24 protein-coding genes are annotated in these 22,125 nt (G+C 58.7%); 12 read left to right on the top strand and 12 right to left on the bottom strand.

Annotation, left to right across the window (positions count from 1 at the left end; all coding sequences use genetic code 11):
* Positions 1–15 precede the first annotated feature (15 nt).
* From GYRE_RS09500 to eutR, 12 genes are read left to right on the top strand one after another with little or no spacing between them, the layout of a single operon-like run.
* Complete coding sequence (locus GYRE_RS09500; RefSeq protein WP_038254901.1) at positions 16–1,032, top strand: phosphate acetyltransferase; 1,017 nt, start codon at positions 16–18, stop codon at positions 1,030–1,032.
* A 37-nt stretch (positions 1,033–1,069) separates the two neighbouring features.
* Positions 1,070–1,360 carry an ethanolamine utilization microcompartment protein EutM gene (gene eutM, locus GYRE_RS09495; protein WP_006821107.1) on the top strand — a complete coding sequence of 97 codons (291 nt, stop codon included), beginning with the start codon at positions 1,070–1,072 and terminating at the stop codon, positions 1,358–1,360.
* A gap of 52 nt (positions 1,361–1,412) precedes the next feature.
* Positions 1,413–1,700, top strand: coding sequence for an ethanolamine utilization microcompartment protein EutN (eutN, locus tag GYRE_RS09490; protein WP_038254899.1), 288 nt, complete (start codon positions 1,413–1,415; stop codon positions 1,698–1,700).
* Between the two features lie 11 nt (positions 1,701–1,711).
* On the top strand, positions 1,712–3,103 hold the full coding sequence (locus tag GYRE_RS09485; protein ID WP_038254897.1) for an aldehyde dehydrogenase family protein: 1,392 nt from the start codon (positions 1,712–1,714) through the stop codon (positions 3,101–3,103).
* A 24-nt stretch (positions 3,104–3,127) separates the two neighbouring features.
* The gene (gene eutG, locus GYRE_RS09480) at positions 3,128–4,315 is read left to right on the top strand and encodes an ethanolamine utilization ethanol dehydrogenase EutG (RefSeq protein WP_038254895.1); all 1,188 of its coding nucleotides are present in this window, start codon (positions 3,128–3,130) and stop codon (positions 4,313–4,315) included.
* 32 nt (positions 4,316–4,347) lie between these two features.
* Complete coding sequence (gene eutH / locus GYRE_RS09475) at positions 4,348–5,574, top strand: ethanolamine utilization protein EutH (protein WP_038254893.1); 1,227 nt, start codon at positions 4,348–4,350, stop codon at positions 5,572–5,574.
* A complete protein-coding gene (eutA, locus tag GYRE_RS09470; protein WP_038254891.1) occupies positions 5,571–6,974 on the top strand; it encodes an ethanolamine ammonia-lyase reactivating factor EutA in 1,404 nt (467 codons plus the stop codon). The genes eutH and eutA overlap by 4 nt, the downstream gene beginning before the upstream one ends.
* 11 nt (positions 6,975–6,985) lie before the next feature.
* Entirely contained in the window at positions 6,986–8,347 is a 1,362-nt protein-coding gene (gene eutB, locus GYRE_RS09465; RefSeq protein ID WP_006821101.1) for an ethanolamine ammonia-lyase subunit alpha, read from the top strand.
* 19 nt (positions 8,348–8,366) lie between these two features.
* The gene (gene eutC / locus GYRE_RS09460) at positions 8,367–9,251 is read left to right on the top strand and encodes an ethanolamine ammonia-lyase subunit EutC (protein WP_038254889.1); all 885 of its coding nucleotides are present in this window, start codon (positions 8,367–8,369) and stop codon (positions 9,249–9,251) included.
* Positions 9,252–9,262: 11 nt separating this feature from the next.
* Complete coding sequence (eutL, locus tag GYRE_RS09455; RefSeq protein ID WP_006821099.1) at positions 9,263–9,922, top strand: ethanolamine utilization microcompartment protein EutL; 660 nt, start codon at positions 9,263–9,265, stop codon at positions 9,920–9,922.
* A 12-nt stretch (positions 9,923–9,934) separates the two neighbouring features.
* Positions 9,935–10,441: an ethanolamine utilization microcompartment protein EutK gene (gene eutK, locus GYRE_RS09450; protein WP_038254887.1), complete on the top strand. Its 507-nt coding sequence runs from the start codon at positions 9,935–9,937 to the stop codon at positions 10,439–10,441.
* 44 nt (positions 10,442–10,485) lie between these two features.
* A complete protein-coding gene (eutR, locus tag GYRE_RS09445) occupies positions 10,486–11,529 on the top strand; it encodes an HTH-type transcriptional regulator EutR (RefSeq protein WP_038254885.1) in 1,044 nt (347 codons plus the stop codon).
* A gap of 37 nt (positions 11,530–11,566) precedes the next feature.
* Here eutR and GYRE_RS09440 read toward each other — a convergent pair whose 3' ends face one another.
* The 12 genes from GYRE_RS09440 to GYRE_RS09385 form a co-directional block, all read right to left on the bottom strand.
* Positions 11,567–11,899 carry a DMT family transporter gene (locus GYRE_RS09440; RefSeq protein WP_006821095.1) on the bottom strand — a complete coding sequence of 111 codons (333 nt, stop codon included), beginning with the start codon at positions 11,897–11,899 and terminating at the stop codon, positions 11,567–11,569.
* A gap of 17 nt (positions 11,900–11,916) precedes the next feature.
* Positions 11,917–12,327: a DMT family transporter gene (locus GYRE_RS09435; RefSeq protein ID WP_038254882.1), complete on the bottom strand. Its 411-nt coding sequence runs from the start codon at positions 12,325–12,327 to the stop codon at positions 11,917–11,919.
* A 32-nt stretch (positions 12,328–12,359) separates the two neighbouring features.
* Positions 12,360–13,007 carry a hypothetical protein gene (locus tag GYRE_RS09430; RefSeq protein WP_038254880.1) on the bottom strand — a complete coding sequence of 216 codons (648 nt, stop codon included), beginning with the start codon at positions 13,005–13,007 and terminating at the stop codon, positions 12,360–12,362.
* A gap of 12 nt (positions 13,008–13,019) precedes the next feature.
* Positions 13,020–13,637: a phosphate propanoyltransferase gene (locus GYRE_RS09425; RefSeq protein ID WP_038254878.1), complete on the bottom strand. Its 618-nt coding sequence runs from the start codon at positions 13,635–13,637 to the stop codon at positions 13,020–13,022.
* Positions 13,634–14,041, bottom strand: coding sequence for a BMC domain-containing protein (locus tag GYRE_RS09420; RefSeq protein WP_038254876.1), 408 nt, complete (start codon positions 14,039–14,041; stop codon positions 13,634–13,636). Before GYRE_RS09420 ends, GYRE_RS09425 begins: the two co-directional genes overlap by 4 nt.
* Positions 14,042–14,053: 12 nt before the next feature.
* Entirely contained in the window at positions 14,054–15,001 is a 948-nt protein-coding gene (gene cutD, locus GYRE_RS09415) for a choline TMA-lyase-activating enzyme (protein WP_006821090.1), read from the bottom strand.
* Between the two features lie 55 nt (positions 15,002–15,056).
* Positions 15,057–18,446, bottom strand: coding sequence for a choline trimethylamine-lyase (gene cutC / locus GYRE_RS09410; protein ID WP_038254874.1), 3,390 nt, complete (start codon positions 18,444–18,446; stop codon positions 15,057–15,059).
* Positions 18,447–18,464: 18 nt separating this feature from the next.
* Entirely contained in the window at positions 18,465–19,631 is a 1,167-nt protein-coding gene (locus GYRE_RS09405; RefSeq protein WP_038254872.1) for a 1-propanol dehydrogenase PduQ, read from the bottom strand.
* A gap of 15 nt (positions 19,632–19,646) precedes the next feature.
* Positions 19,647–19,904 carry a EutN/CcmL family microcompartment protein gene (locus tag GYRE_RS09400; RefSeq protein WP_006821087.1) on the bottom strand — a complete coding sequence of 86 codons (258 nt, stop codon included), beginning with the start codon at positions 19,902–19,904 and terminating at the stop codon, positions 19,647–19,649.
* Positions 19,905–19,928: 24 nt separating this feature from the next.
* Positions 19,929–21,518, bottom strand: coding sequence for an acetaldehyde dehydrogenase (acetylating) (locus GYRE_RS09395; protein WP_051860942.1), 1,590 nt, complete (start codon positions 21,516–21,518; stop codon positions 19,929–19,931).
* 57 nt (positions 21,519–21,575) lie between these two features.
* Positions 21,576–21,854 (bottom strand): BMC domain-containing protein, encoded by a 279-nt coding sequence (locus GYRE_RS09390; protein WP_006821085.1) that lies wholly within the window; start codon positions 21,852–21,854, stop codon positions 21,576–21,578.
* A 12-nt stretch (positions 21,855–21,866) separates the two neighbouring features.
* Positions 21,867–22,125, bottom strand: a 259-nt coding sequence (locus GYRE_RS09385) for a BMC domain-containing protein (protein ID WP_038254868.1), incomplete at its 5' end; no start/stop codon positions are given.

Genomic DNA, 22,125 nt, shown 5'->3' with positions numbered 1-22,125 from the left:
ATCGGGGAGGGGATGATGATCGTTGAGCGTTGTCGTGCGAAAGCGGCGCAGTCGCCAGGACGGGTCGTCTTTGCGGATGCCCTGGATAGCCGGGTACTGAAGGCTGCCAGAACCCTGTTCAGGCAAGGGCTGGCGCAACCGCTGCTGATTGCCAATCCCTTCGCCTTGCGCCAGTTTGCGTTGAGTCAGGGTATTGCGCTGGACGGAATGCTGATTATCGATCCGAAGAGCAGTCTGGCGCTGCGCGAAGATTTTGCCGCCCGTTGGCAGCAGCGTGCCGGTGAGAAAACACCCCCGGACGCGCTGGATAAACTTTGCGATCCCCTGCTGTTTGCCACCAGTCTTGTCAGTAGCGGCCAGGCGGAGGTGTGTATTGCCGGCAATTTGTCATCAACCGCCCGCGTGCTTCGCGCAGGGCTGCAGATTGCGGGGCTGGCGCCAGGCTACAACACCTTATCGTCGCTGTTTTTAATGCTGCCCCAGTACGCCGGTCAGCCGCTCGGTTTCGCCGACTGTAGCGTGGTCCCCCAACCCACGGCGGCACAGCTTGCGGATATCGCCCTCGCCAGTGCCCAGACCTGGCAGGCCATTACCGGCGAACCCCCACGGGTGGCCATGCTCTCGTTTTCCAGCAACGGCAGCGCGCGCCATCCCTGCGTTGCCACTGTCCAGCAGGCGACCGAACTCGTCCGCCAGCGTGCACCCACGCTGCTTGTTGATGGCGAACTGCAGTTTGACGCAGCCTTCGTACCCGACGTTGCTCAGCAAAAGGCACCGGACAGCCCCCTCAAGGGGCGAGCGAATATCTTTATCTTCCCGTCTCTGGAAGCCGGAAACATTGGCTACAAAATTGCCCAGCGTCTGGGGGGGTATCGGGCCGTCGGGCCACTGATTCAGGGACTGGCGGCTCCGCTGCACGACTTATCGCGCGGCTGTAGCGAGCAGGAGATTGTCGAGCTGGCGCTGGTGGCGCTGGCTCAATCGAAAACCCCGGCGGGTCAACGAATCAGCCCGCCAGAACGTGTTACTTAACCGGTCCCGTCAGGACCCTGTCTGAGAGGAAAACACAATGGAAGCATTAGGAATGATCGAAACCCGGGGCCTGGTCGCACTGATTGAGGCTTCAGATGCAATGGTAAAAGCGGCACGCGTGAAGCTGGTTGGCGTGAAGCAAATCGGCGGTGGTCTGGTGACGGCCATGGTGCGTGGCGATGTGGCGGCATGTAAAGCGGCGACCGATGCAGGTGCTGCTGCAGCGCAGCGGATCGGCGAACTGGTATCGGTCCACGTTATCCCTCGTCCGCACGGCGATCTGGAAGAGGTGTTCCCTATCAGCTTTAAGTCTGAAAGCACGCTTTAACTCCTGATGACGCCAGCAATGGCGTCATCCCCAGATTCGCCCGGAGGCGACGATGAAACTGGCTGTAGTAACGGGACAAATTGTTTGTACCGTGCGCCACGAGGGGCTGGCGCAGGACAAGCTGCTGATGGTGGAGTTTCTCAATGCCCGAGGGGAGCCGGACGGTCAGTGCGCGGTCGCTACCGACAACATCGGTGCCGGTGCCGGTGAGTGGGTGTTGCTGGTTAGCGGAAGCTCTGCACGTCAGGCCAGGCATAACGAAGGCTCACCGGTCGATTTGTGTGTCATCGGTATCGTCGATGAAGCGGTATCGGGCGGCAAAGTGATTTTCCATAAATAGGGCGCAATGTCATGAATCAACAGGATATCGAGCAGGTGGTCAGGACGGTAATACAGCAAATGCGCGCTGTCTCTCCCGCACAGACCGCTGGCGTATTTGAAGCGCTTGATGATGCCGTTGCGGCAGCCAAAGCCGCACAGCCCGCGCTGAAACGTGTTGCGATGCGCCAGCTTGTTATTCAGGCCATTCGTGACGCTGGTGAAAAACATGCCAGGGAATTAGCGGAGCTTGCCGTCTCCGAGACGGGCATGGGACGGGTGGAGGATAAGTTTGCCAAAAACGTCGCACAAGCCCGGAGCACGCCAGGCGTGGAATGCCTGTCAGCACAGGTGCTGACCGGGGATAACGGCCTGACGCTTATCGAAAACGCGCCGTGGGGCGTGGTGGCTTCGGTTACGCCATCGACCAACCCGGCCGCAACGGTCATTAATAACGCGATAAGCCTGATTGCGGCAGGGAACAGCGTGGTGTTTGCCCCGCATCCGGCAGCAAAAGGAGTTTCGCAACGCACAATTACGTTACTTAATCAGGCGATTGTTGCCGCAGGTGGCCCGGAAAACCTGCTGGTTACCGTGGCAAATCCGGATATCGACACCGCCCAGCGTCTTTTCAAATACCCGGGCATTGGGCTACTGGTGGTGACCGGCGGTGAGGCGGTGGTTGAAGCGGCCCGTAAACACACCAACAAACGGCTGATTGCTGCGGGAGCCGGTAACCCGCCGGTGGTGGTTGATGAAACGGCGGATCTGGCGCGTGCAGCGCAGGCGATAGTCAAAGGCGCTTCCTTCGATAACAACATTATCTGCGCGGATGAAAAGGTGCTGATTGTTGTTGATGCCGTCGCTGACGAGTTGATGCGTCTGATGGCGGGGCAGCAGGCGGTAAATCTGACCGCCTCCCAGGCAGAGCAGCTGCTGCCTGTACTGTTGAACAATGTGGATGAGCGCGGAAAAGGGACCGTCAGTCGCGACTGGGTAGGGCGTGATGCAGCGAAGATCGCGGCAGCCATTGGCCTGCAGGTGCCGGAACAAACTCGTCTGCTTTTCGTAGAAACCCCGGCTAACCATCCGTTTGCCGTGACCGAACTCATGATGCCGGTACTGCCCGTGGTGCGGGTCGCAAACGTAGAAGAGGCCATCGCGCTTGCCGTTAAGCTTGAGGGAGGCTGTCACCATACGGCAGCCATGCACTCACGCAACATCGACAACATGAACCAGATGGCAAATGCCATTGATACCAGCATTTTTGTCAAAAACGGTCCCTGCATTGCCGGTCTGGGGCTGGGCGGCGAGGGCTGGACCACCATGACTATCACCACGCCAACCGGAGAAGGGGTGACCAGCGCGCGCACTTTTGTTCGTCTGCGCCGCTGCGTACTGGTTGACGCATTCCGTATTGTTTAATGCCAGCAGGCGCGGAGGGAAGCAATGCAAACTGAATTGCAAACGGCGCTCTTTCAGGCTTTCGATGCCCTGAATCAGCAGCGAGTGAAAACGTTCAGTGTACCCCCGGTGACGATTTACGGTTCTGGTTCACTCAGCGTCTGCGGGCAGCAGGCGCATTCGCGCGGGCTGCGTCATCTGTTTGTGATGGTCGACAGCTTTTTGCTGCAGGCGGGAATGACCGCCGAGCTTGAACGCAGCCTGACGATGAAAGGCCTGGCGATAACCCTCTGGCCGTGCCCCGTAGGCGAACCTGGTATCACTGACGTCAGGGCCGCCGTGGTGCAACTGCAGGGATCACAGTGCGATGGCGTGGTGGCTTTTGGCGGCGGATCGGTACTGGATGCGGCGAAAGCGGTCGCGCTACTTGCCACTAATCCGGGCCAGACGCTGACAGAGATAACGGAACAGAGCGTACTGCACCCGCGACTGCCGCTTATGGCGATACCGACGACGGCAGGGACAGGTTCAGAGGCGACCAACGTCACGGTGATTATCGATGCGCAAAGCGGGCGTAAACAGGTGCTCGCGCATGCATCACTGATGCCGGATGTGGCGATTCTGGATGCGGCGCTCACCGAGGGGGTTCCCGCTCATATTACGGCGATAACCGGGGTTGATGCTTTAACCCACGCCATTGAAGCCTACAGCGCCCTGAATGCCACACCATTAACCGATTCCCTGGCAACGGGTGCAATCACGCTGATGAGCAAATCGCTGCCTAAAGCGGTGGGGTACGGCTCCGATCTGGCCGCGCGGGAGAGCATGTTGCTTGCCTCCTGTATGGCGGGGATGGCGTTTTCCAGCGCCGGTCTCGGGCTGTGCCACGCCATGGCGCATCAGCCTGGTGCCACGCTGCATATTCCTCATGGTCAGGCAAACGCCATGCTGCTGCCAACGGTGATGGAGTTTAACCGGCTGGTGTGCGGCGAACGGTTCAGTCACATCGGCAGGCTACTCACCGGCAGGAAATCTGACTGCCGGGACGCTATCGCGGCGGTAAGTGAATGCATCGCGGCGGTAGGACTGACAAAACGGCTGAGCGATTTCGGCGCGACTCCTGCGCACTACCACGCCTGGGCGCAAGCCGCGCTGGTGGATACCTGTATAAGAAGCAACCCACGAACCGCCACGCAGGAGCAGATTGTCGAGCTGTATGCGGCGGCACAATAACGTTGTCATTCCGGTGAAAGGGAGGGAAGGCTATGGGGATTAATGAAATCATCATGTACATCATGATGTTCTTTATGCTGATTGCCGCCATCGACAGGATCCTGTCGCAGTTTGGTGGCTCAGCACGCTTCCTCGGTAAGTTTGGTAAGAGTATTGAAGGGTCTGGCGGGCAGTTTGAAGAGGGGTTTATGGCGATGGGCGCGCTGGGGCTGGCGATGGTCGGGATGACCGCGTTGGCACCGGTATTAGCCATGCTGCTCGGGCCGGTGATTATTCCGCTGTATGAAATGCTGGGGGCCAACCCATCGATGTTTGCCGGTACGCTGCTGGCGTGTGATATGGGCGGCTTCTTCCTCGCGAAAGAGCTGGCCGGTGGTGATGTCGCGGCGTGGCTGTACTCCGGACTGATTCTGGGCGCGATGATGGGACCGACCATCGTATTTTCTATCCCGGTGGCGCTTGGCATTATCGAACCCTCGGACCGCCGCTATCTGGCACTTGGCGTGCTGGCCGGTATTGTCACTATTCCCGTCGGCTGTATCGCCGGGGGCCTGGTGGCAATGTACTCCGGCGTTGAGATCAACGGTCAGCCGGTAGAATTTACCTTCTCCTTGATCCTGATGAACATGATCCCGGTAATTATCGTTGCCGTGCTGGTGGCGCTGGGGCTCAAGTTTATCCCTGAGAAGATGATCAACGGCTTCCAGATCTTCGCCAAATTCCTCGTGGCGTTAATCACCATTGGCCTCGCCGCAGCGGTTATCAAATTTCTGCTGGGGTGGGATCTTATCCCTGGCCTTGACCCTATCTTTATGGCACCCGGCGACAAGCCCGGCGAAGTCATGCGCGCCATCGAAGTCATTGGCTCTATCTCCTGCGTACTGCTGGGCGCGTATCCGATGGTGTTGCTGCTGACCCGCTGGTTTGAAAAACCGCTGATGCGGGTTGGTGGTGTTCTGAAAATCAACAACATGGCGGCGGGCGGCATGGTGGCGACGCTGGCTAACAACATTCCGATGTTCGGCATGATGAAGCAGATGGATACCCGGGGCAAAGTGATCAACTGCGCCTTCGCCGTGTCTGCCGCTTTTGCGCTTGGCGATCACTTAGGTTTCGCGGCGGCCAACATGAACGCGATGATCTTCCCGATGATTGTGGGCAAGCTGATTGGCGGAGTGACGGCGATTGGCGTGGCGATGCTGCTGGTGCCAAAGGAAGAGGATCTTCCGGCGGAAACGGAAGCGGAGGCCCAGTCGTGAACACGCGCCAGCTGCTCAGCGTGGGTATCGATATCGGCACCACCACCACGCAGGTTATCTTCTCGCGCCTTGAGTTAGTTAACCGTGCGGCGGTGTCCCAGGTGCCGCGCTACGAATTCATAAAACGCGAAATTAGCTGGCAAAGCCCGGTCTTCTTCACGCCCGTTGATAAAGAGGGTGGGCTGAAGGAGGCCGAACTTAAAAGCCTGATCCTGGCTCAGTATCAGGCCGCGGGTATCGCACCCGAATCAGTAGACTCCGGCGCCATTATCATTACCGGCGAGAGCGCGAAAACCCGCAACGCTCGTCCGGCGGTGATGGCGCTCTCGCAGTCGCTGGGCGACTTTGTCGTCGCCAGCGCCGGGCCACATCTGGAGTCGGTGATTGCTGGCCACGGCTCCGGGGCGCAAAGCCTGTCGGAAAAGCAAATGTGCCGGGTGTTGAATATTGATATTGGCGGCGGCACCTCAAACTACGCGCTGTTCGAAGCCGGCAAGGTCATTGGCACCGCCTGTCTCAACGTAGGAGGCCGCCTGCTGGAGACCGACGAGCAGGGGCGCGTCGTTTATGCCCATCGTCCGGGGCAGACGATCGTCGATGAAGTCTTTGGCGCGGGCGTTGACGTCCGAACCTTGAGCGCTGCACAGCGGGGACAGGTTGCACAGCGGATGGCGAGTCTGATTGTTGAGGTGATTGAGGGCTCGCTATCCGGGCTTGCGCAGCAGTTAATGCAAACCGGGTTGCTTCCTGCGCAGGTTAAGCCAGAGGTGATTACTATCTCCGGTGGCGTGGGTGAATGTTATCGCCATCCGCCTGCCTCTCCATTCTGTTATTGCGATATGGGGCCTCTGCTGGCGGCAGCGCTGCGTGAGCATCCACGCCTGCGCGAAATGAACGTGCAGCTCCCGGCACAAACCGTGCGGGCGACGGTAATCGGTGCCGGGGCGCATACGCTGTCGCTGTCGGGCAGCACCATCTCCCTTTCCAGGGTTACGTTGCCGCTTCGTAACCTGCCGGTGGCCATTCCACACGATGAAATAAATCTAGCGGAGCGCTGGGAACAGGCGCTGGTGCAGCTGGATCTGGATCCGCTCATTGATGCTTACGTGCTGGCCCTTCCCAGGCAGCTCCCGGTCCGCTATGCGGCCTTACTTATAGTCATTGACGCGCTTCTCGCGTTCGTCGCGCGTTTCCCGAATCCCCATCCGCTGCTGGTGGTGGCCGAGCAGGATTTTGGTAAGGCCCTGGGCATGCTACTGCGCCCACAGCTACAGCAACGCCCACTGGCGGTCATCGACGAGGTTTCCGTCCGGGCTGGAGACTATATCGACATTGGTGCACCTCTTTTTGGTGACTCGGTTGTGCCGGTGACGGTGAAATCACTCGCATTTCCTTCCTGAGGGAACGACTTATGAAGCTTAAGACCACATTGTTCGGCAATGTTTATCAGTTTAAGGATGTAAAAGAGGTGCTGGCTAAAGCCAACGAACTGCGTTCGGGAGACGTACTGGCCGGGGTTGCCGCGCTCAGCTCACAGGAGCGGGTGGCGGCAAAGCAGGTTTTGTCGGAAATGACGGTAGGGGAAATTCGTAACAGTCCGGTTATCCCCTATGAAGAGGACTGCGTGACACGGCTGATTCAGGATGATGTTAACGAAACCGCCTATCAGCGCATCAAAAACTGGAGTATCAGCGAGCTGCGTGAGTACGTGCTGAGTGACGAAACCTCGGTTGACGATATTGCCTTCACGCGCAAGGGATTAACCTCAGAGGTGGTGGCGGCGGTGGCGAAAATTTGTTCTAACGCCGACCTTATCTACGGCGGGAAGAAAATGCCGGTTATCAAAAAGGCCAATACCACTATCGGTCTTCCGGGCACTTTCAGCTGTCGCCTGCAGCCAAACGACACCCGTGATGATGTACAGAGTATCGTTGCTCAAATCTATGAGGGCCTCTCCTTCGGGGCGGGTGATGCGGTGATAGGCGTTAACCCGGTGACGGACGATGTCGACAACTTAAGCCGTGTTCTGGATACCGTGTACGGCGTTATCGACAAATTTAATATTCCGACGCAGGGCTGCGTACTGGCTCATGTCACGACCCAGATTGAAGCGATTCGCCGTGGGGCCCCCGGTGGGCTTATCTTTCAGAGCATCTGCGGTAGCGAGAAGGGGCTAAAAGAATTTGGTGTTGAGCTGGCGATGCTCGATGAAGCCCGCGCCGTGGGCGCAGAGTTTAACCGTATTGCCGGGGATAACTGCTTATATTTCGAAACCGGCCAGGGTTCTGCGCTGTCGGCGGGAGCCAACTTCGGTGCCGACCAGGTGACGATGGAGGCGCGGAACTATGGCCTCGCGCGGCATTACGACCCGTTCCTGGTGAACACCGTTGTGGGGTTCATCGGGCCGGAATACCTCTATAACGACCGCCAGATTATTCGCGCCGGTCTGGAAGACCACTTTATGGGCAAGCTGAGCGGCATCTCGATGGGCTGCGATTGCTGCTACACCAACCACGCGGATGCCGACCAGAACCTCAATGAAAACCTGATGATTTTACTCGCCACCGCGGGCTGTAACTACATCATGGGGATGCCGCTTGGCGATGACATTATGCTCAATTACCAGACTACCGCCTTCCACGATACCGCCACCGTGCGTCAGTTGCTGAACCTGCGTCCGTCGCCGGAGTTTGAGCGCTGGCTGGAGTCAATGGGCTTGATGGCAAACGGTCGTCTGACCTCACGGGCGGGCGATCCGTCACTGTTCTTCTGAGAAAGCGGGGGAGAGAAAAATGGATCAAAAACAAATTGAAGCACTGGTGCGCAGCGTGATCGCGACCATGGGCACATCACCGGCAGCCGCCGTACCGACGCCTGTGACCCAGCCGGTGAGTGACGTCTGCGTGGGTGAGGGCTGCTCGTTAGATCTCGGCTCGCCGGAGGCGAAAGCCTGGATTGGTGTCGAACATCCGCATCGTGCGGAAGTGCTGACGGAGCTGCGCCGTAGTACCGCCGCTCGCGTTTGCAGCGGCCGTGCAGGACCCCGGCCGCGCACTCAGGCGCTGCTGCGCTTTCTGGCTGACCACTCGCGTGCGAAAGACACGGTGCTGAAAGAGGTCCCGGAGGCATGGGTCGCGGCACAGGGGCTGCTGGAGGTGCGCTCAGAAATCAATGACAAAAATCTCTACCTGACGCGACCGGATATGGGACGCCGTCTGAGCCAGGATGCGGTTGCAACGCTGAAAGCACAATGTGCCATGAACCCGGATGTCCAGGTGGTGATTTCTGATGGCCTGTCGACGGATGCGATTACCGCTAACTATGAAGAGATCCTGCCGCCGTTGCTCTCCGGTCTGAAGCAGGCCGGGCTGAACGTAGGTACACCGTTCTTTGTGCGCTATGGACGGGTGAAAATTGAAGATCAGATTGGTGAATTACTGGGCGCTAAGGTCGTCATTCTGCTGGTGGGTGAACGACCCGGGCTTGGGCAGTCGGAGAGCCTGTCGTGCTATGCGGTGTACTCGCCGCGAGTGGCAACCACCGTGGAGGCCGACCGGACCTGTATTTCCAATATTCATCAGGGAGGGACACCGCCAGTAGAAGCCGCGGCGGTGATTGTTGATCTCGCCAAACGGATGCTGGAGCAGAAGGCTTCAGGTATCCAACTTAACCGCTAAGGAGGCGCCACATGCCTGCACTGGATTTTATCAGACCGTCGGTCACCGCCATGCGCGTCATTGCCTCGGTGAGTGAAGATTTTGCCCGTGAGTTGAAGCTGCCTGCGCACATTCGCAGTCTGGGACTCATATCTGCGGACTCCGACGACGTGACCTACATTGCCGCCGATGAAGCGACGAAACAAGCGATGGTCGAGGTGGTTTACGGTCGTTCGCTGTATGCGGGAGCGGCGAACGGTCCTTCACCGACGGCAGGGGAAGTGCTGATTATGCTCGGTGGGCCTAACCCGGCGGAGGTGCGCGCCGGGCTGGATGCCATGGTGGCCGGAATTGAACAAGGCGCGGCGTTTCAGTGGGCCAATGATGCAGAAAATACGGCGTTTCTGGCACACGTAGTATCGCGCACCGGCACGTATCTGTCGGGGATCGCCGGGTGTCAGGTAGGGGATCCGCTGGCCTATCTGGTGGCGCCGCCGCTGGAGGCCACCTTCGGCATTGATGCGGCGTTGAAGGCCGCGGACGTACAACTTGTTACCTATGTTCCACCGCCGTCGGAAACCAACTATTCCGCCGCGTTTCTGACAGGCAGCCAGGCCGCCTGTAAAGCAGCCTGCGATGCGTTTGCTGAGGCGGTACTGGATGTTTCCCGCAACCCGTTGCAGCGGGCGTAAGGGAGAGTGCCGATGATCAATGCGCTTGGGCTTCTGGAAGTAGAAGGGACGGTTGCGGCGCTGGCGGCGACGGATGCAATGCTGAAGTCAGCCAATGTCCGGGTACTGAATCACGAAGTGCTCGATCCGGGAAAGGTGACGCTGGTTATAGAAGGCGATCTGGCAGCCTGTCGCGCGGCGCTGGATGCCGGCTGCGCGGCGGCAACGCGCGCCGGACGGGTTATTAGCCTGAAAGCTATCGGCCGTCCGGAGCCGGATACGGAGTGGATGATCGACGCGTTTCGCGGTCTCAGCCGGAGTACGCCTGCCGAAGGCAAAGAGAGCGAGGTGAGTGACGAAAGCGGCGAAACGCAGGCGCTGTTGTCGCTTCTCGAAAGCTTCCCGCAGGGCATGACCGCCGGGGAAGTCGCCGCCCAGTTTAACTGGTCGCTGGAGGTGGCGCGCGAGCGCCTGGATAAATTGTATTTTGCGGGGACGCTGCGTAAGCGAAGCAGCCGTTATCGGATGAGGAAACACTAACGTGGAGGCGCCAGCGGGAGGGAGTTGATCCCGGCGGAGGGGAAATGAGAAAGAGCGTTAAGACGGATCTCCATCATCTCTGTCATGACGCGCTGCCTGTCGAGGTTAACGCGGCGCCCGTGCCAGAACTGAGCGGCATACATCATCGAACGACGGAAGATGTCTATGAGCACGCCTGTACGATCACCGCCTGGCAGCAGCTCTACGATCAGCTGCACCCCGGTAAGTTTCACGGCGAGCTGACCGAAATTCTGCTCGATGATATGCAAATCTTTCGCGAACATACCAGCCTCGCGCTGCGCCAGTCGTGTATGGTATGGCCAAATGCCTTCTGGTTTGGCATTCCGGCCCCGCAGGGTGAAAGCGGATTCATCGGCTCCCAGTCCATTGGCGGAACGGAGATAGCGACCCGGCCAGGCGGTCAGGAGTTTGAACTGAATACCCCGGATGACTACACCATTCTGGGGGTGGTGCTTTCTGCCTCTATGCTCACCCGCCACGCGGCAATGTTTCATCAGCCGGAACATCTGCTGGAGCTGTTACAGCATCGTTCAACCCTCGACGTTCGCCAGCAGCATAAGCAGGCGCTGTGGCAATACATACAGCAGGCGTTGCAGCGTCTGCACCAGACTCCGGATATGCTCCACCAACCCGGCGTATTAAAGGTGCTGGGCGATAATCTGCTGGTGGCGATGGCAACCATGCTGGAAGAGGCACAGCCAATGCCCGTCATTGAAAGCCACAGCCACCAGTCGTACCGCCGGTTACTTGCCCGGGCGCGTGAAACGGTGCTGGAAAATATGGCCGAACCGGTCACCGTACTTACGCTTTGTAATCAGATGCATGTCAGCCGTCGTACCCTGCAAAACGCCTTTCATACCATTCTGGGTATCGGGCCGAACGCCTGGCTGAAACGCATTCGGCTCAATGCGGTGCGTCGGGAGCTCGTCAGCCCCTGGTCAGAACATTGCACCGTCAAAGCGGCCGCAATGCAGTGGGGATTCTGGCATCTGGGGCAGTTTGCCACCGACTATCAGCACCTGTTTGCCGAGAAACCCTCTGCTACCCTGCACAGCCGGATACGATGATCCTTTGTAGCGCGAGGTGAACCCTCGCGCTTTTGTATCAGGCCATAGTCGAGAACACGTTCATCACGATCCCGCCGGAGATAATCAGCACCATCGCAAAAATGGCTGGAAAATCGGGTTTCTGCTTGTACAGCAGCATGGAGCAAATCGTCACCCCAACGATACCAAAGCCGCACCATAGCGAGTAGGCGACACCCACCGGAATGGTGCTCATGGCGCGGGTCAGGGCGAAATAGCAAAGACCATAGGCGCAGATGACCAGCACGGACGGTCCGGGCTTACTAAAACCGTTGGTTTTTTTGATCATCGACGTACCGGTGATCTCCGAGCCGATAGACAGCGCCAGCCATAAAAATCCGAGATTAAACATGAGGTATTCCTTCCTGGTTAGTTGGCGACGTGACGGTCGGCGGTGGTGGTTTCAACAGGCGGCGTGGCGTCGTGCGCTTCGCTGCCCATTTTGGAAAACAGGTTCATGATGATGATGCCGCTGGCGATAATCGCCATCCCGATAATGGCGGCGAGATCCGGGTGCTGACCGTAGAACACCATCCCGAGGGTGGAAACGACCAGGATCCCGGTACCGGACCAGGTGGCGTATGCCAGACCGACCGGAATATCCTTCACTGCCCTCGAGAGCGAGTAGTAGCACACGCAGTAGAGCACCACGAGCAGCGCCAGCAGCAGGGTTTTGGTTAACCCCTCGCTACCATCAAACATTTTCAGCGTTGAAGTGGCCGAGGTTTCAGAGACGATAACCAGCAGCATCCATAGCCAACACTTTGCTTTTGAAGACATAATTCACTCCTGATAAGGGCATAAAAGTAAGATTACGATTTATTGTTTTTTAAAAATTCACGCGCGGCATCGGTCAGCTTCGCCCCCGCCGCTGCGGCGAGCGTCGGGTTTGCCGTCACGTCGCCGAGCGTCAGATAGCGGGGCAACGCGTCGGGCACCGCAGGCGTCGTGCCGCAGAGCTTTTCCGCCAGCTCATTGAAGGTGCACAGCGATACGCCGCAGGCCGTCAAGGTATCCAGCGTGGCCTGAATATGCTGACAGTAGGCCGCATTGCGCTGCAGACCGCGTAGCTGATTTAGCTCACTGTCCGGGCAGCACTCGTAGTGCAGCGCCAGGACGGGCAAACCGGCCAACAGGGCTTCATGGAGCCTCTGGGCGATGGTGTCGGCCACGTTGCCATTCACGATGTTTGCCGCCAGCGGGTAATCGAGAAACGGTACAATGACCGTCCGAAAGGCCGGTAGCGCACCGTCGGCGGGGAGATTTTCACCGAGGGAATGCCACGGCAGCCCATCCGCCACATCTTTGGCCACCAGAACACAGAACCGCTCGCCGCACTGCTGCAGGCGGTTGAACACCTCCTGACGGTAACCATCAGATGCGGTCACCAGCAGCAATGAAGGCGACTGAAGGCGTTGCAAAATCTGCCTTATCAACTGTTCAATCTGGGGTTCAGTCATCTTTTGCTCCTGTTAGCGCTGCAACGCCACCAGCGTGCCGTTTTTTAACCCGGCGGCGTTGGCTTCTTCGGTATCAATGTGAAACTCCAGCGCAAAGTCGTCGCGTACGCGGACAATCACTTCATCGAAAATCACCCGCCGCAGCCCCTCGCCGCTGACCTTCACCTTTTGACCGTTGCTGACGGCGTAGCGCCGGGCATCCTGCGGGGACATGTGAATATGTCGCCAGGCGCAGATCACCTGCGACTGCAGCTCGACGTGCCCTGCAGGCCCCATCAGCAGGGCGCTACCGGCGTTCTCCAGCGCTCCGGATTCCCGCACCGGGGCCTGAACGCCGAGGGTGAAACAGTCGGCACGCGAAATTTCCAGCTGCGTCACCGGACGGGTAGGGCCAAGTACGCGAACCTGAGTCAGGGAACCTTTCGGGCCCACCACCGTCACGCACTCCTGGGCGGCAAACTGGCCTGGCTGGCGCAGCGGCTTGAACGGCGTCAGGCTGTAGCCTGCGCCAAACAACGCTTCAACGTCGGCCTGCGACAAATGCACGTGACGGTTCGATACGCCAACCGGAATATCGGCCACCGACTGCAGGCGTGCGGCGATTTTTTCGCGGATAACCGTATCCATCATGCTTTCTTCCCTTTCTTCGCATTGGCTTTATCGGGTTCACCGGGGGCTATAACCGCGGGCTCCGGCGGCAGCGCTACCTGCGGCGCTAGCTCGGGAACGTTGGCGGAGGAAGCTTCCGCCGGGCGCGCATCGCGCCCCTTCAGCGTACGCAGGGCTTCTATCGCGCTCGGCTCCGGACGGGCAATCACCAGCGAGCTGATTGAGGCGCTGTTGCCAACTATCGCCACCCCGCGCTCAACGGCGGTTTTAACGGCGCTGATTTCGCCTTCAAAACAGACGCTGACGCGTCCGGCACCGACTTTGCGATAACCAAAGCAGGTGACTTCTGCCGCCTTACACGCTGCATCGACCGCCTGTACGGCAGCGACCAGACCTACGGTTTCAATGACGCCTAAACTTTTCATGGTGCTCTCCTGTTAGTGGCGCACTAAGCGGATATCAAAATCGAACCGGGCGAAGAACGCCTCCAGCTGCGTCAACTCTTCCGGGCTGTAGGAAGGGTCGGTCGTCAGCGGATACGGCATGTCGAGTTTCTGATATTTGTTTTTCCCTAACTGGTGGTACGGCAGAATATCGATACGCGCGATATTCCCGCGTTTCGCCAGCTTCTGAACATATTCAATCGCCCCGGTGATGGCGTCCCATGAGTCGTTGAAGCCGCGAATGAGCGGCATCCGGATAATGACTTTTGCGCCAAAATCCACCAGCCATTCGAGGTTACGGCGGATCCCTTCGTTGCTAATGCCCAGCATCGCCTGATGGCGTGCGCTGTCGATTTGCTTAATGTCGAACAGGAAGGTATCCGTCACCGGCGCCAGCTTCTGGTAATTGGCAAGCGAGGTGGTTCCCTGGGTTTCCACGGCGGTGTTGATCATCATTTTTTTGCACTCGCTGAACAGTGCGACGGCAAAATCGGTCTGCAGGCTCATCTCACCGCCGCCGATGGTGACGCCACCGCCGGAGGAGAGGTAAAAATCGTAATCCTGCATGACAATGTCCATCAGCTCGCTGACGGTAACCTCTTTGCCGACGATATCCAGCGCGCTGCGGGTGCAGATTTGCTCGCATTTGCGACAACCGATGCACGTTTTTTCCCGGTCCACGACGTGCTTCAGCTCACCGTTTACCTCCCGGCGCTGATGAACCCCCGCCGGACACACGCTGACGCAATCGCCGCAGTCGATGCATTTATCGCGCGAGAACATCACCTGGTACTGACTCTCCAGACCTTCCGGGTTGGCGCACCACGGACAGCGGATATTGCAGCCTTTAAAGAAGATCAGCGTGCGAATACCGTCGCCGTCATAAATTGAATATTTCTGGATATTGAATATTCGTCCTGTTAATTCCTGCGTCGCGCTCACGCTCGCCTCCTGAATGACAATGAACGTCCCTGTTCCTGGTCTTCCCTGAAAAACATCAGAACTTCTCGATAATCGTGCGGCTGATAATCTCGTCCTGAACCTCTTTGCACAGCTCGACGAAGTAGGCGCTGTAGCCCGCCACGCGAACGATCAGGTCACGATACTTTTCTGGCTCAAGCTGGGCTTTTTTCAGCACTTCGTTGTCGACGTAGCTGAACTGCATCTGGCCGTTGCCGAGAATAGAGGCCGCGCGCAGCAGGGTGATTAAGCCCTGACGGCCTTCCGGGGTATCAAGCAGACCTTTGAGGAATTTGAAGTTGTGCACCATGCCGATATTCATGGTTTCGACGTTCATCTTGCTGACGGATTTGATGATTGCCGTCGGTCCCTGCTTATCGGCGCCCTGGGTCGGGCTGATACCGTCAGAGAGCGGCATCCACGCCAGACGTCCGTTCGGCGTCGCGTTGGTCAGTTCGCCAATCGGCGTGTTGTTGGAAATCGACAGCGTGCCGTGGCTCAGGGTGGAGTAGAGCATTTTGTACTGGCGGCACTCGCGCTCCGTCCATTCGGTAATATCCAGCGCGTACTGGTCGACGTAGTTATCGTCGTTGCCGTATTTCGGTGCGTTCAGGCAATCGCGGCGCAGCGGCTCAAAGCCTTCAAAGTTCGCCAGCAGTGCATCGCGGAACTGCTCGAGGGTATATTTATGCTCCTCGAACACCAGCTTGCGAATGGCGGCGATGGAGTCGACGTAGGTGGCGAGGCCGGAGAAAATCAGTCCCGGGCCATGGTTGACCATGGCACCGCCGGCCGCCACGTCTTTGCCGCTCTCCATGCAGCCTTCTACCAGTAGAGACATCAGCGGCTTCGGCGCTACGTCGCGATGTACGCGCTGGCTGATAACCGTCCCGATAGCCGACAGCCGCACGATGTGGGCAATCTGCTTTTTCACCGCCGCATCAAAGTCTTCGAAGGTGCGCAGTTCAGAGAGCGGGCCGGTATCCAGCCCCTGGTGGCTGTCGAACAGCACCATCCGGCCTCGGTTGAGCACAAACTCAATGGCAATGGGCCACTGGGTGTAACCGGTGGAGGTCCACTGGTAAATGCGCCCGGATTTCTGTGGCTCCACGCAGCCCATCAGGCAGTAGTCGCGCGCATCTTCAAAATCGAAGCCCTTGCGCAGCATCATCTTGATGTGGGAGTCGTCAAAGTGGCAGGCCGGGAAGCCCATACCGGCTTTCACCACGTCGACGATTTTTTCCATGTACTTCTGTGGTGACTGGTTGTGAATACGGCAGGCCAGCGATGGCTGGTACACCTTCACAAAGCGCACGGCGTCCATGATGAGATAGGTCAGGTCGTTACAGGCATCGCCGCCGGTGCGTTTCTGCCCGCCGACGGTCAGGTTGATGAACGGCTGGTAACCGGCAAAATATTTCGCCCCCGCCGCGCTCGACATCCACATCAGCTCGGCGCATTTGATGATGAACGCCTGCATCAGCTCCAGCGCATCGTCGTGGGTCAAACGTCCTTCACGGATGTCGGCTTCGAACATCGGGTAGCAGTACTGGTCGAGACGGCCTAACGACAGCCCGGTCTGGTTCTCTTCGACTTCGAACAGCGACTCCACGGTCCACACGCTCTGCAGCGCTTCCTGCAGCGTTTTCGGTGGGTTAGCCGGAACGTTCTGGTTCACTTCGGCGATGGTCAGAAGCTCGGTGCGGCGAACCGGGTTAGTTTCCAGCGCGGCCAGTTCACGAGCGCGAGCGGCGATGCGGTGGGCGTAGCTGACCACGCCTTCGCAGGTTTCGATAGCGGCTTTATAGAAGTAGATCCGGTCGATGTCGTCCGGGTTTTCCATGCTCAGTGTGTCGAGGTGTGCCTGGGCATCGGCTTTGATGCCGTTCATCCCTTTGGTGAACAGCAGCACGTCGTAGCCTGGGCAGGTATCGCCGCCGCCGTTGATCTGGTGGTAGGAGAGGTCGCTGACAAACGTTTCGCCGCTGAATGACCAGACGCCCGCTTCGCGGTACTGCGCTTCGCAGATCTCATCCAGTGAGCGACCTTCCCAGAACGGAACAATCTCTTCGCGGATAGTTTTTTTATCGGCCTCGCTGATGACAAACGGATCCTGCGGGCGAGTGCTCATGGTATCAAGTTCATCACGCACCCAGCGCCAGGCGATGTCCGGCGAGAAGGCGCCCGCGCGCGGCTGACCGCACGGATGCCCAACGATAAGCTCATCGTCCTGAATCAGGATCGGCGCCGTTTCACAGGCGCGGCGGAACGCTTTGGCACGCAGCAAAATGGTCGGCATACCGGGGTTGTTTTTCACGACTTCGGTGAACGCCAGCGCACGATAAATCGACACGCTCGGTCGGGCTTCCAGATAGTGTGCGCGCAGGCGCTGCATACGCGGGGTCAGGCCTTCAGCCTGCGTAGCGCCGTCGGTGACCGGTGCGACATTCATCGTCGGTTGCGCGCTTTGATACAGGCTTACCGTGAGCTGACGGGCGCTGAGATTGCGCTGGGCGTTGAGGAACAGGCCGGAGAGCGGGTTGATCTCAAGGTTTGCGTCGTTGAGGCCGGCACCGTGCAGCATGGCATCGAACATCGGATAACCGTTCAGCGGACGCGGGGCGCGAACTTCGCTCAGCGTGGCCAGTTTAAACCACAGGCACTCGACGATGTCGTAGGCCTGCTCCATCGTCAGCTCTCCGTTTTCCAGATCGCGCTGATACCACGGCTGCAGGGCTTTGTCGGCACCGCACGGGTTAACCGCGTAGTCGCCGTTGTCCATTTGCAGCGCCAGCTGGAACAGATAGAACGCCTGGCAGGCTTCTTTAAACGTGCGCGCGGGGTGCGCCGGAACGTGGTGCAGAATGGCAATGCTGTCGCGCAGCTCACGCTGACGATACGGATTGCTTTCGGCGGCAGCCAGAATTTCCAGGCTATCCGCCATCTTCTGGGCCAACAGCAGCAGGGCGTCGCAGGCGTAAATGGCGGCGCGGCAGGCGTTCACTTCATCCATGCCGCTGCGGCTGACGGCGCTGCCGAGCGAGCGGGTTTTCTCTTCTAACTGATGTTTAATAGCCAGCACCCCTTTATCGAGCACCAGCAGATAGTCCGGAGAGGCGACTTCACTATTGAGATTCAGGAACTGGAATGCCGAAGGACGTTGTGCCTGGCGCTCATCGTGAAAAATGACGCCGTGCGGCAGGCTGGTCTGGTTGCCGACGATAAGCTCATCGGCCGAGACGCTGACCGGCAGCTGGCGGATAAGCTCGTAATAACGGCGGGCGGGCTTGACCGCGGCCGGAACGCCGGCGATATCACCGTCGAGCGCGCTCCAGGCGCTGGCATGTGCGGTACACAGGGTACTTTTTTGTGACTGTAATCGGTCTGCCAGCACGTTGACGCGCGGCGTTAAGCTGTAGTGTGCCATGAGGTTCTCCTGATGTTCTTATTTATGACCCTGCGTTGTGTCATCGTGATGACCAGCCCAGGCCTGACGGTATAAACCGGCGAGCGCGCTGGCATCGGGTTGTCGCGGGTTGGTTGGCGTGCAGGCGTCGCGGAGTGCCTGATTGACCATTTCATCCAGCCGGACGTTGAAATCGGTGGCGGCTATCCCGCACTCGCTAATACCGCGCGGCATCGCCATTTCCGCTTTTAACGTCTGGATGGCGACCAGCAGGCTTGTCACCCCTTCGCGCGGTGTGGCGGCGGGCAGACCCAGCAGCTGCGCCAGATGCGCGTACTTTTCTGCAGCCTGAGTGGAGCAACTGCCGTTGAGGTCGGCGTTCCACGCCACCACGTCGGCCATTAACAGGGCGTTGGCACGGCCATGGGGTACGTGGAATACGCCGCCGAGGGCGTGCGCCAGGCTGTGGGTTATCCCGAGTGAGGCGTTGGTAAAAGCCATGCCTGCAATGCAGGAGGCGTTATGCATTTTCTCGCGTGCCTGCAGGTTGCTGCCCTGGCGCCAGCAGGTCGGGAGCCAGCTGAACACCAGTTGCACGACTTTCTCCGCCAGCGCGTCGGTAAAATCGCTCGCCTGTCGGGATACGTAGGCCTCCAGCGCGTGGCACAGCACGTCCATCCCGGTGTCGGCGGTGATGCTTTGCGGAACCGAAGCCACCAGCGACGGATCCAGAATGGCGATGTCCGGCAGCATGAAGGCATCGACCAGCACCAGTTTTTCTTCGTGAGCTTTCACCACCGAAAACGCCGTGACTTCCGAGCCGGTGCCGCTGGTGGTGGGGATCGCCACAAAGTGAGGGCGCGCGGCATGTGGCTGCGGCCGGGTTTGTGCAAGGCTGTAGATAACCGCTTTGGCGGCATCGATAACCGAACCGCCGCCGAGGGCGACCACCAGATCCGGCTGCTGCGCATCCATCACCTTCATTCCGCGAACCACGGTGGCGATATCCGGATCGGCAACCACGTCATCCCAGACGCTAAAGGTGACGCCGCGCTGCTGCCAGGGCCCGGTAATACGCTCGGCAAGACCAAATTTGACCATCGCTTTATCGGTCACCAGTAGCGCATTGCTCGATGGCAGGTTATGCAGTTCTGCCAGCGCCTGCGGACCAAAAACTATCCGGGGTTGTAGCTGAAAATCACTCATTGCGTTATCGACTCCTTAAGCGTCCCGAAACACGTTCTCGACAATGGCTACGACCGACATGGCCTTGTAGCGATCTTTGTTGAGCGCAAACCAGGACTCCGCCAGTACGATGTCGTGCAGCCCGGCTCCGACGCTGTCGACCGCCACCCAGGTTTTATTGCGGATGGGCTGCTGTTCATCGTCCAGCGCGGTAATGAGCAACAGGTTGCTGCCGCGCAGCTCATCGCATTTTTGCGTCGCCACAACATGTCCGACTACTTTTGCGAGAATCATGTTTTATCGCCTTCTTTCAGTGCGTTACTTGCCCAGACGTTCCAGTACCGAGCGGATCACGCGTTCTACGTTTTGTTCGTTGATGTCGCTATTGGCAGAGGCTGCTGGAGCCGGTGCAAAGCGGTCATCCGTGCCCGTTGCAACGTTGGTACCCCCGGTGAAACGCACGTCGTCGAGAATGCTCACCTGCGCGGCGGCGGCTGTCGCGACGACCTGCGGCTGCGGTTCAACTGGCGTACCCGGTGCGCGCAGCTCTTCAATGCTGCGAACGCCGTAGCCGACTTTACGAATGTTGAGCAGGTTCATCGGCCCCACGTTGTCGGAGCTGGAGCCGCCGCCGACGGCACCGCAGCCCAGCGTCAGGGCAGGGGAGATGTTGGTGGTAGCGCCAATCCCGCCGAGGGCTGCCGGGGTGTTGATAAGAATGCGGTTAACCGGTTTTTCGAGGCAGAACTGGCGGATCACGTCCTGGTTCCGGGTATGGATAACCAGCGTGTGGCCAAGACCTTCATTGGTGAGCAGTTCCACCACGCGGTGACAGGCGGCTTTCCAGTCCTCTTCCACGTAAAGCCCCAGTACCGGGCACAGCTTTTCACGCGAGTAGGGGTTTTTATGCGAGACGGTGGTCTGCTCGGCAATCAGCACGCGGGTGCTTGCCGGAACGCAGAAGCCTGCCAGCTGGCTTAAGTACAGCGCGGTTTTACCCACGACTTTCGGGTTGATGGTGCCGTTAGGACGTAGCAGCAGCGCGGCCATTTTGGCGGCTTCGCTCTCGTTCATGAAGTACGCACCCTGGGCAATCAGCTCGCGGTGAACGTCATCGTAGATGCAGCGTTCAACGATGATGGACTGCTCGGAGGCGCAGATAACGCCGTTGTCGAAGGTTTTGCTGGTGATGATGTCTTTCACCGCGTGGTGAATATCAGCGCTGCGCTCAATAAACGCCGGGCCGTTACCCGGACCGCCGCTGATGGTTGGCGTACCGGAGGCGTAGGCCGCACGCACCATGCCTTCGCCGCCGGTGGCGAGAATGAGCGATACGTCGTCGCTGTGCATCAGCTCAGAGGTGGCCTCCAGCGTCAGTTGCGTAATACCGCTCACCACGCCCGCTGGGGCACCCGCTGCTTCGGCGGCGCGTTTAACGATTTCAATCGCCTGCCAACTGCATTTTTTTGCCCCCGGATGCGGTGAGAAGACGATGGCGTTACCTGCCTTCAGCGCAATCAGCGACTTATAGAAAATGGTGGAAGTCGGGTTAGTGGAGGGCACCAGGGCGCAAATCACACCCAGCGGCACGCCCACATCCATCACTTTTTTGACCGGATCGTCATGAATGATGCCGACGGTTTTCATCTCTTTAATCGCGTCGTAAACGCGCAGCGAAGCAAAACGGTTCTTCAGAACCTTGTCCTGCCAGTTGCCAAAACCGGTCTCTTCACTGGCCATTTTGGCCAGCGACTCGGCGTGGTGAGCTGCTTCCTGGGCCACGTTTTTGACAATGGCGTCGATTTGCTGCTGCGAAAAGGTCGCCAGAATGGACTGCGCCTTTTTGGCCTGGCGCACCAGATCCCGGGCACATTGCCGGGATTGCAAATCGTTATCCAGTTCAATCATGAATCTATCCTTCATCAGACTAAAAGAGTGGAGACGGGGCGTGCTCTGTCACGTCAGTCAGGCTTTGTGCTGCGCCGCAATTTTTTCGATATCGTTGTGCGGGCGGGCAATGACGCGAGAGGTGATCACTTCCCCGACGCGTTTTGCCGCTTCCACTCCGGAATCGACGGCGGCATTCACCGCGCCAACGTCGCCTTTCACCATGGCGGTCACAAGACCGGAGCCGACGTTTTCATAGCCGATAAGCTCGACGTTGGCGGCTTTACACATGGCGTCTGCGGCTTCAATGCAGGCGACAAGCCCTTTGGTTTCAATCAGGCCTAATGCTTCTTTCATCTCGCTCTCCTGTTATTCGGCAATCTTGTAGTGCGCGACAATCTTGTTGATGTCATTGTGCGGACGGGCGATGACCAGTGAAGTCACCACTTCACCTATGCGCTGCGCCGACTCAACACCGGAATCTACCGCCGCTTTCACCGCACCTACGTCGCCTTTCACCATCGCGGTAACAAGGCCGGAACCGACGTTTTCATAGCCAATCAGTTCGACGTTGGCGGCTTTACACATGGCGTCAGCGGCTTCAATGCAGGCCACCAGCCCTTTGGTT

It is taken from the genome of Yokenella regensburgei ATCC 49455 (assembly GCF_000735455.1).
Classification (GTDB): Bacteria; Pseudomonadota; Gammaproteobacteria; order Enterobacterales; family Enterobacteriaceae; genus Yokenella; species Yokenella regensburgei.
This window is presented reverse-complemented; position numbering and strand designations above follow the sequence as displayed.

Bases quoted from the DNA above. Each gene is read 5' to 3' on its own strand.
- GYRE_RS09485 (WP_038254897.1), top strand. From the start codon at position 1,712: ATGAATCAACAGGATATCGAGCAGGTGGTCAGGACGGTAATACAGCAA.
- GYRE_RS09420 (WP_038254876.1), bottom strand. From the start codon at position 14,041: ATGAAAAGTTTAGGCGTCATTGAAACCGTAGGTCTGGTCGCTGCCGTA.
- GYRE_RS09500 (WP_038254901.1), top strand. From the start codon at position 16: ATGATCGTTGAGCGTTGTCGTGCGAAAGCGGCGCAGTCGCCAGGACGG.
- eutL (WP_006821099.1), top strand. From the start codon at position 9,263: ATGCCTGCACTGGATTTTATCAGACCGTCGGTCACCGCCATGCGCGTC.
- eutC (WP_038254889.1), top strand. From the start codon at position 8,367: ATGGATCAAAAACAAATTGAAGCACTGGTGCGCAGCGTGATCGCGACC.
- GYRE_RS09400 (WP_006821087.1), bottom strand. From the start codon at position 19,904: ATGATTCTCGCAAAAGTAGTCGGACATGTTGTGGCGACGCAAAAATGC.
- eutM (WP_006821107.1), top strand. From the start codon at position 1,070: ATGGAAGCATTAGGAATGATCGAAACCCGGGGCCTGGTCGCACTGATT.
- GYRE_RS09425 (WP_038254878.1), bottom strand. From the start codon at position 13,637: ATGATGGATACGGTTATCCGCGAAAAAATCGCCGCACGCCTGCAGTCG.
- GYRE_RS09405 (WP_038254872.1), bottom strand. From the start codon at position 19,631: ATGAGTGATTTTCAGCTACAACCCCGGATAGTTTTTGGTCCGCAGGCG.
- eutR (WP_038254885.1), top strand. From the start codon at position 10,486: ATGAGAAAGAGCGTTAAGACGGATCTCCATCATCTCTGTCATGACGCG.
- eutH (WP_038254893.1), top strand. From the start codon at position 4,348: ATGGGGATTAATGAAATCATCATGTACATCATGATGTTCTTTATGCTG.
- cutC (WP_038254874.1), bottom strand. From the start codon at position 18,446: ATGGCACACTACAGCTTAACGCCGCGCGTCAACGTGCTGGCAGACCGA.
- eutG (WP_038254895.1), top strand. From the start codon at position 3,128: ATGCAAACTGAATTGCAAACGGCGCTCTTTCAGGCTTTCGATGCCCTG.
- GYRE_RS09435 (WP_038254882.1), bottom strand. From the start codon at position 12,327: ATGTCTTCAAAAGCAAAGTGTTGGCTATGGATGCTGCTGGTTATCGTC.
- GYRE_RS09395 (WP_051860942.1), bottom strand. From the start codon at position 21,518: ATGATTGAACTGGATAACGATTTGCAATCCCGGCAATGTGCCCGGGAT.
- GYRE_RS09440 (WP_006821095.1), bottom strand. From the start codon at position 11,899: ATGTTTAATCTCGGATTTTTATGGCTGGCGCTGTCTATCGGCTCGGAG.
- eutB (WP_006821101.1), top strand. From the start codon at position 6,986: ATGAAGCTTAAGACCACATTGTTCGGCAATGTTTATCAGTTTAAGGAT.
- GYRE_RS09390 (WP_006821085.1), bottom strand. From the start codon at position 21,854: ATGAAAGAAGCATTAGGCCTGATTGAAACCAAAGGGCTTGTCGCCTGC.
- eutN (WP_038254899.1), top strand. From the start codon at position 1,413: ATGAAACTGGCTGTAGTAACGGGACAAATTGTTTGTACCGTGCGCCAC.
- GYRE_RS09430 (WP_038254880.1), bottom strand. From the start codon at position 13,007: ATGACTGAACCCCAGATTGAACAGTTGATAAGGCAGATTTTGCAACGC.
- eutK (WP_038254887.1), top strand. From the start codon at position 9,935: ATGATCAATGCGCTTGGGCTTCTGGAAGTAGAAGGGACGGTTGCGGCG.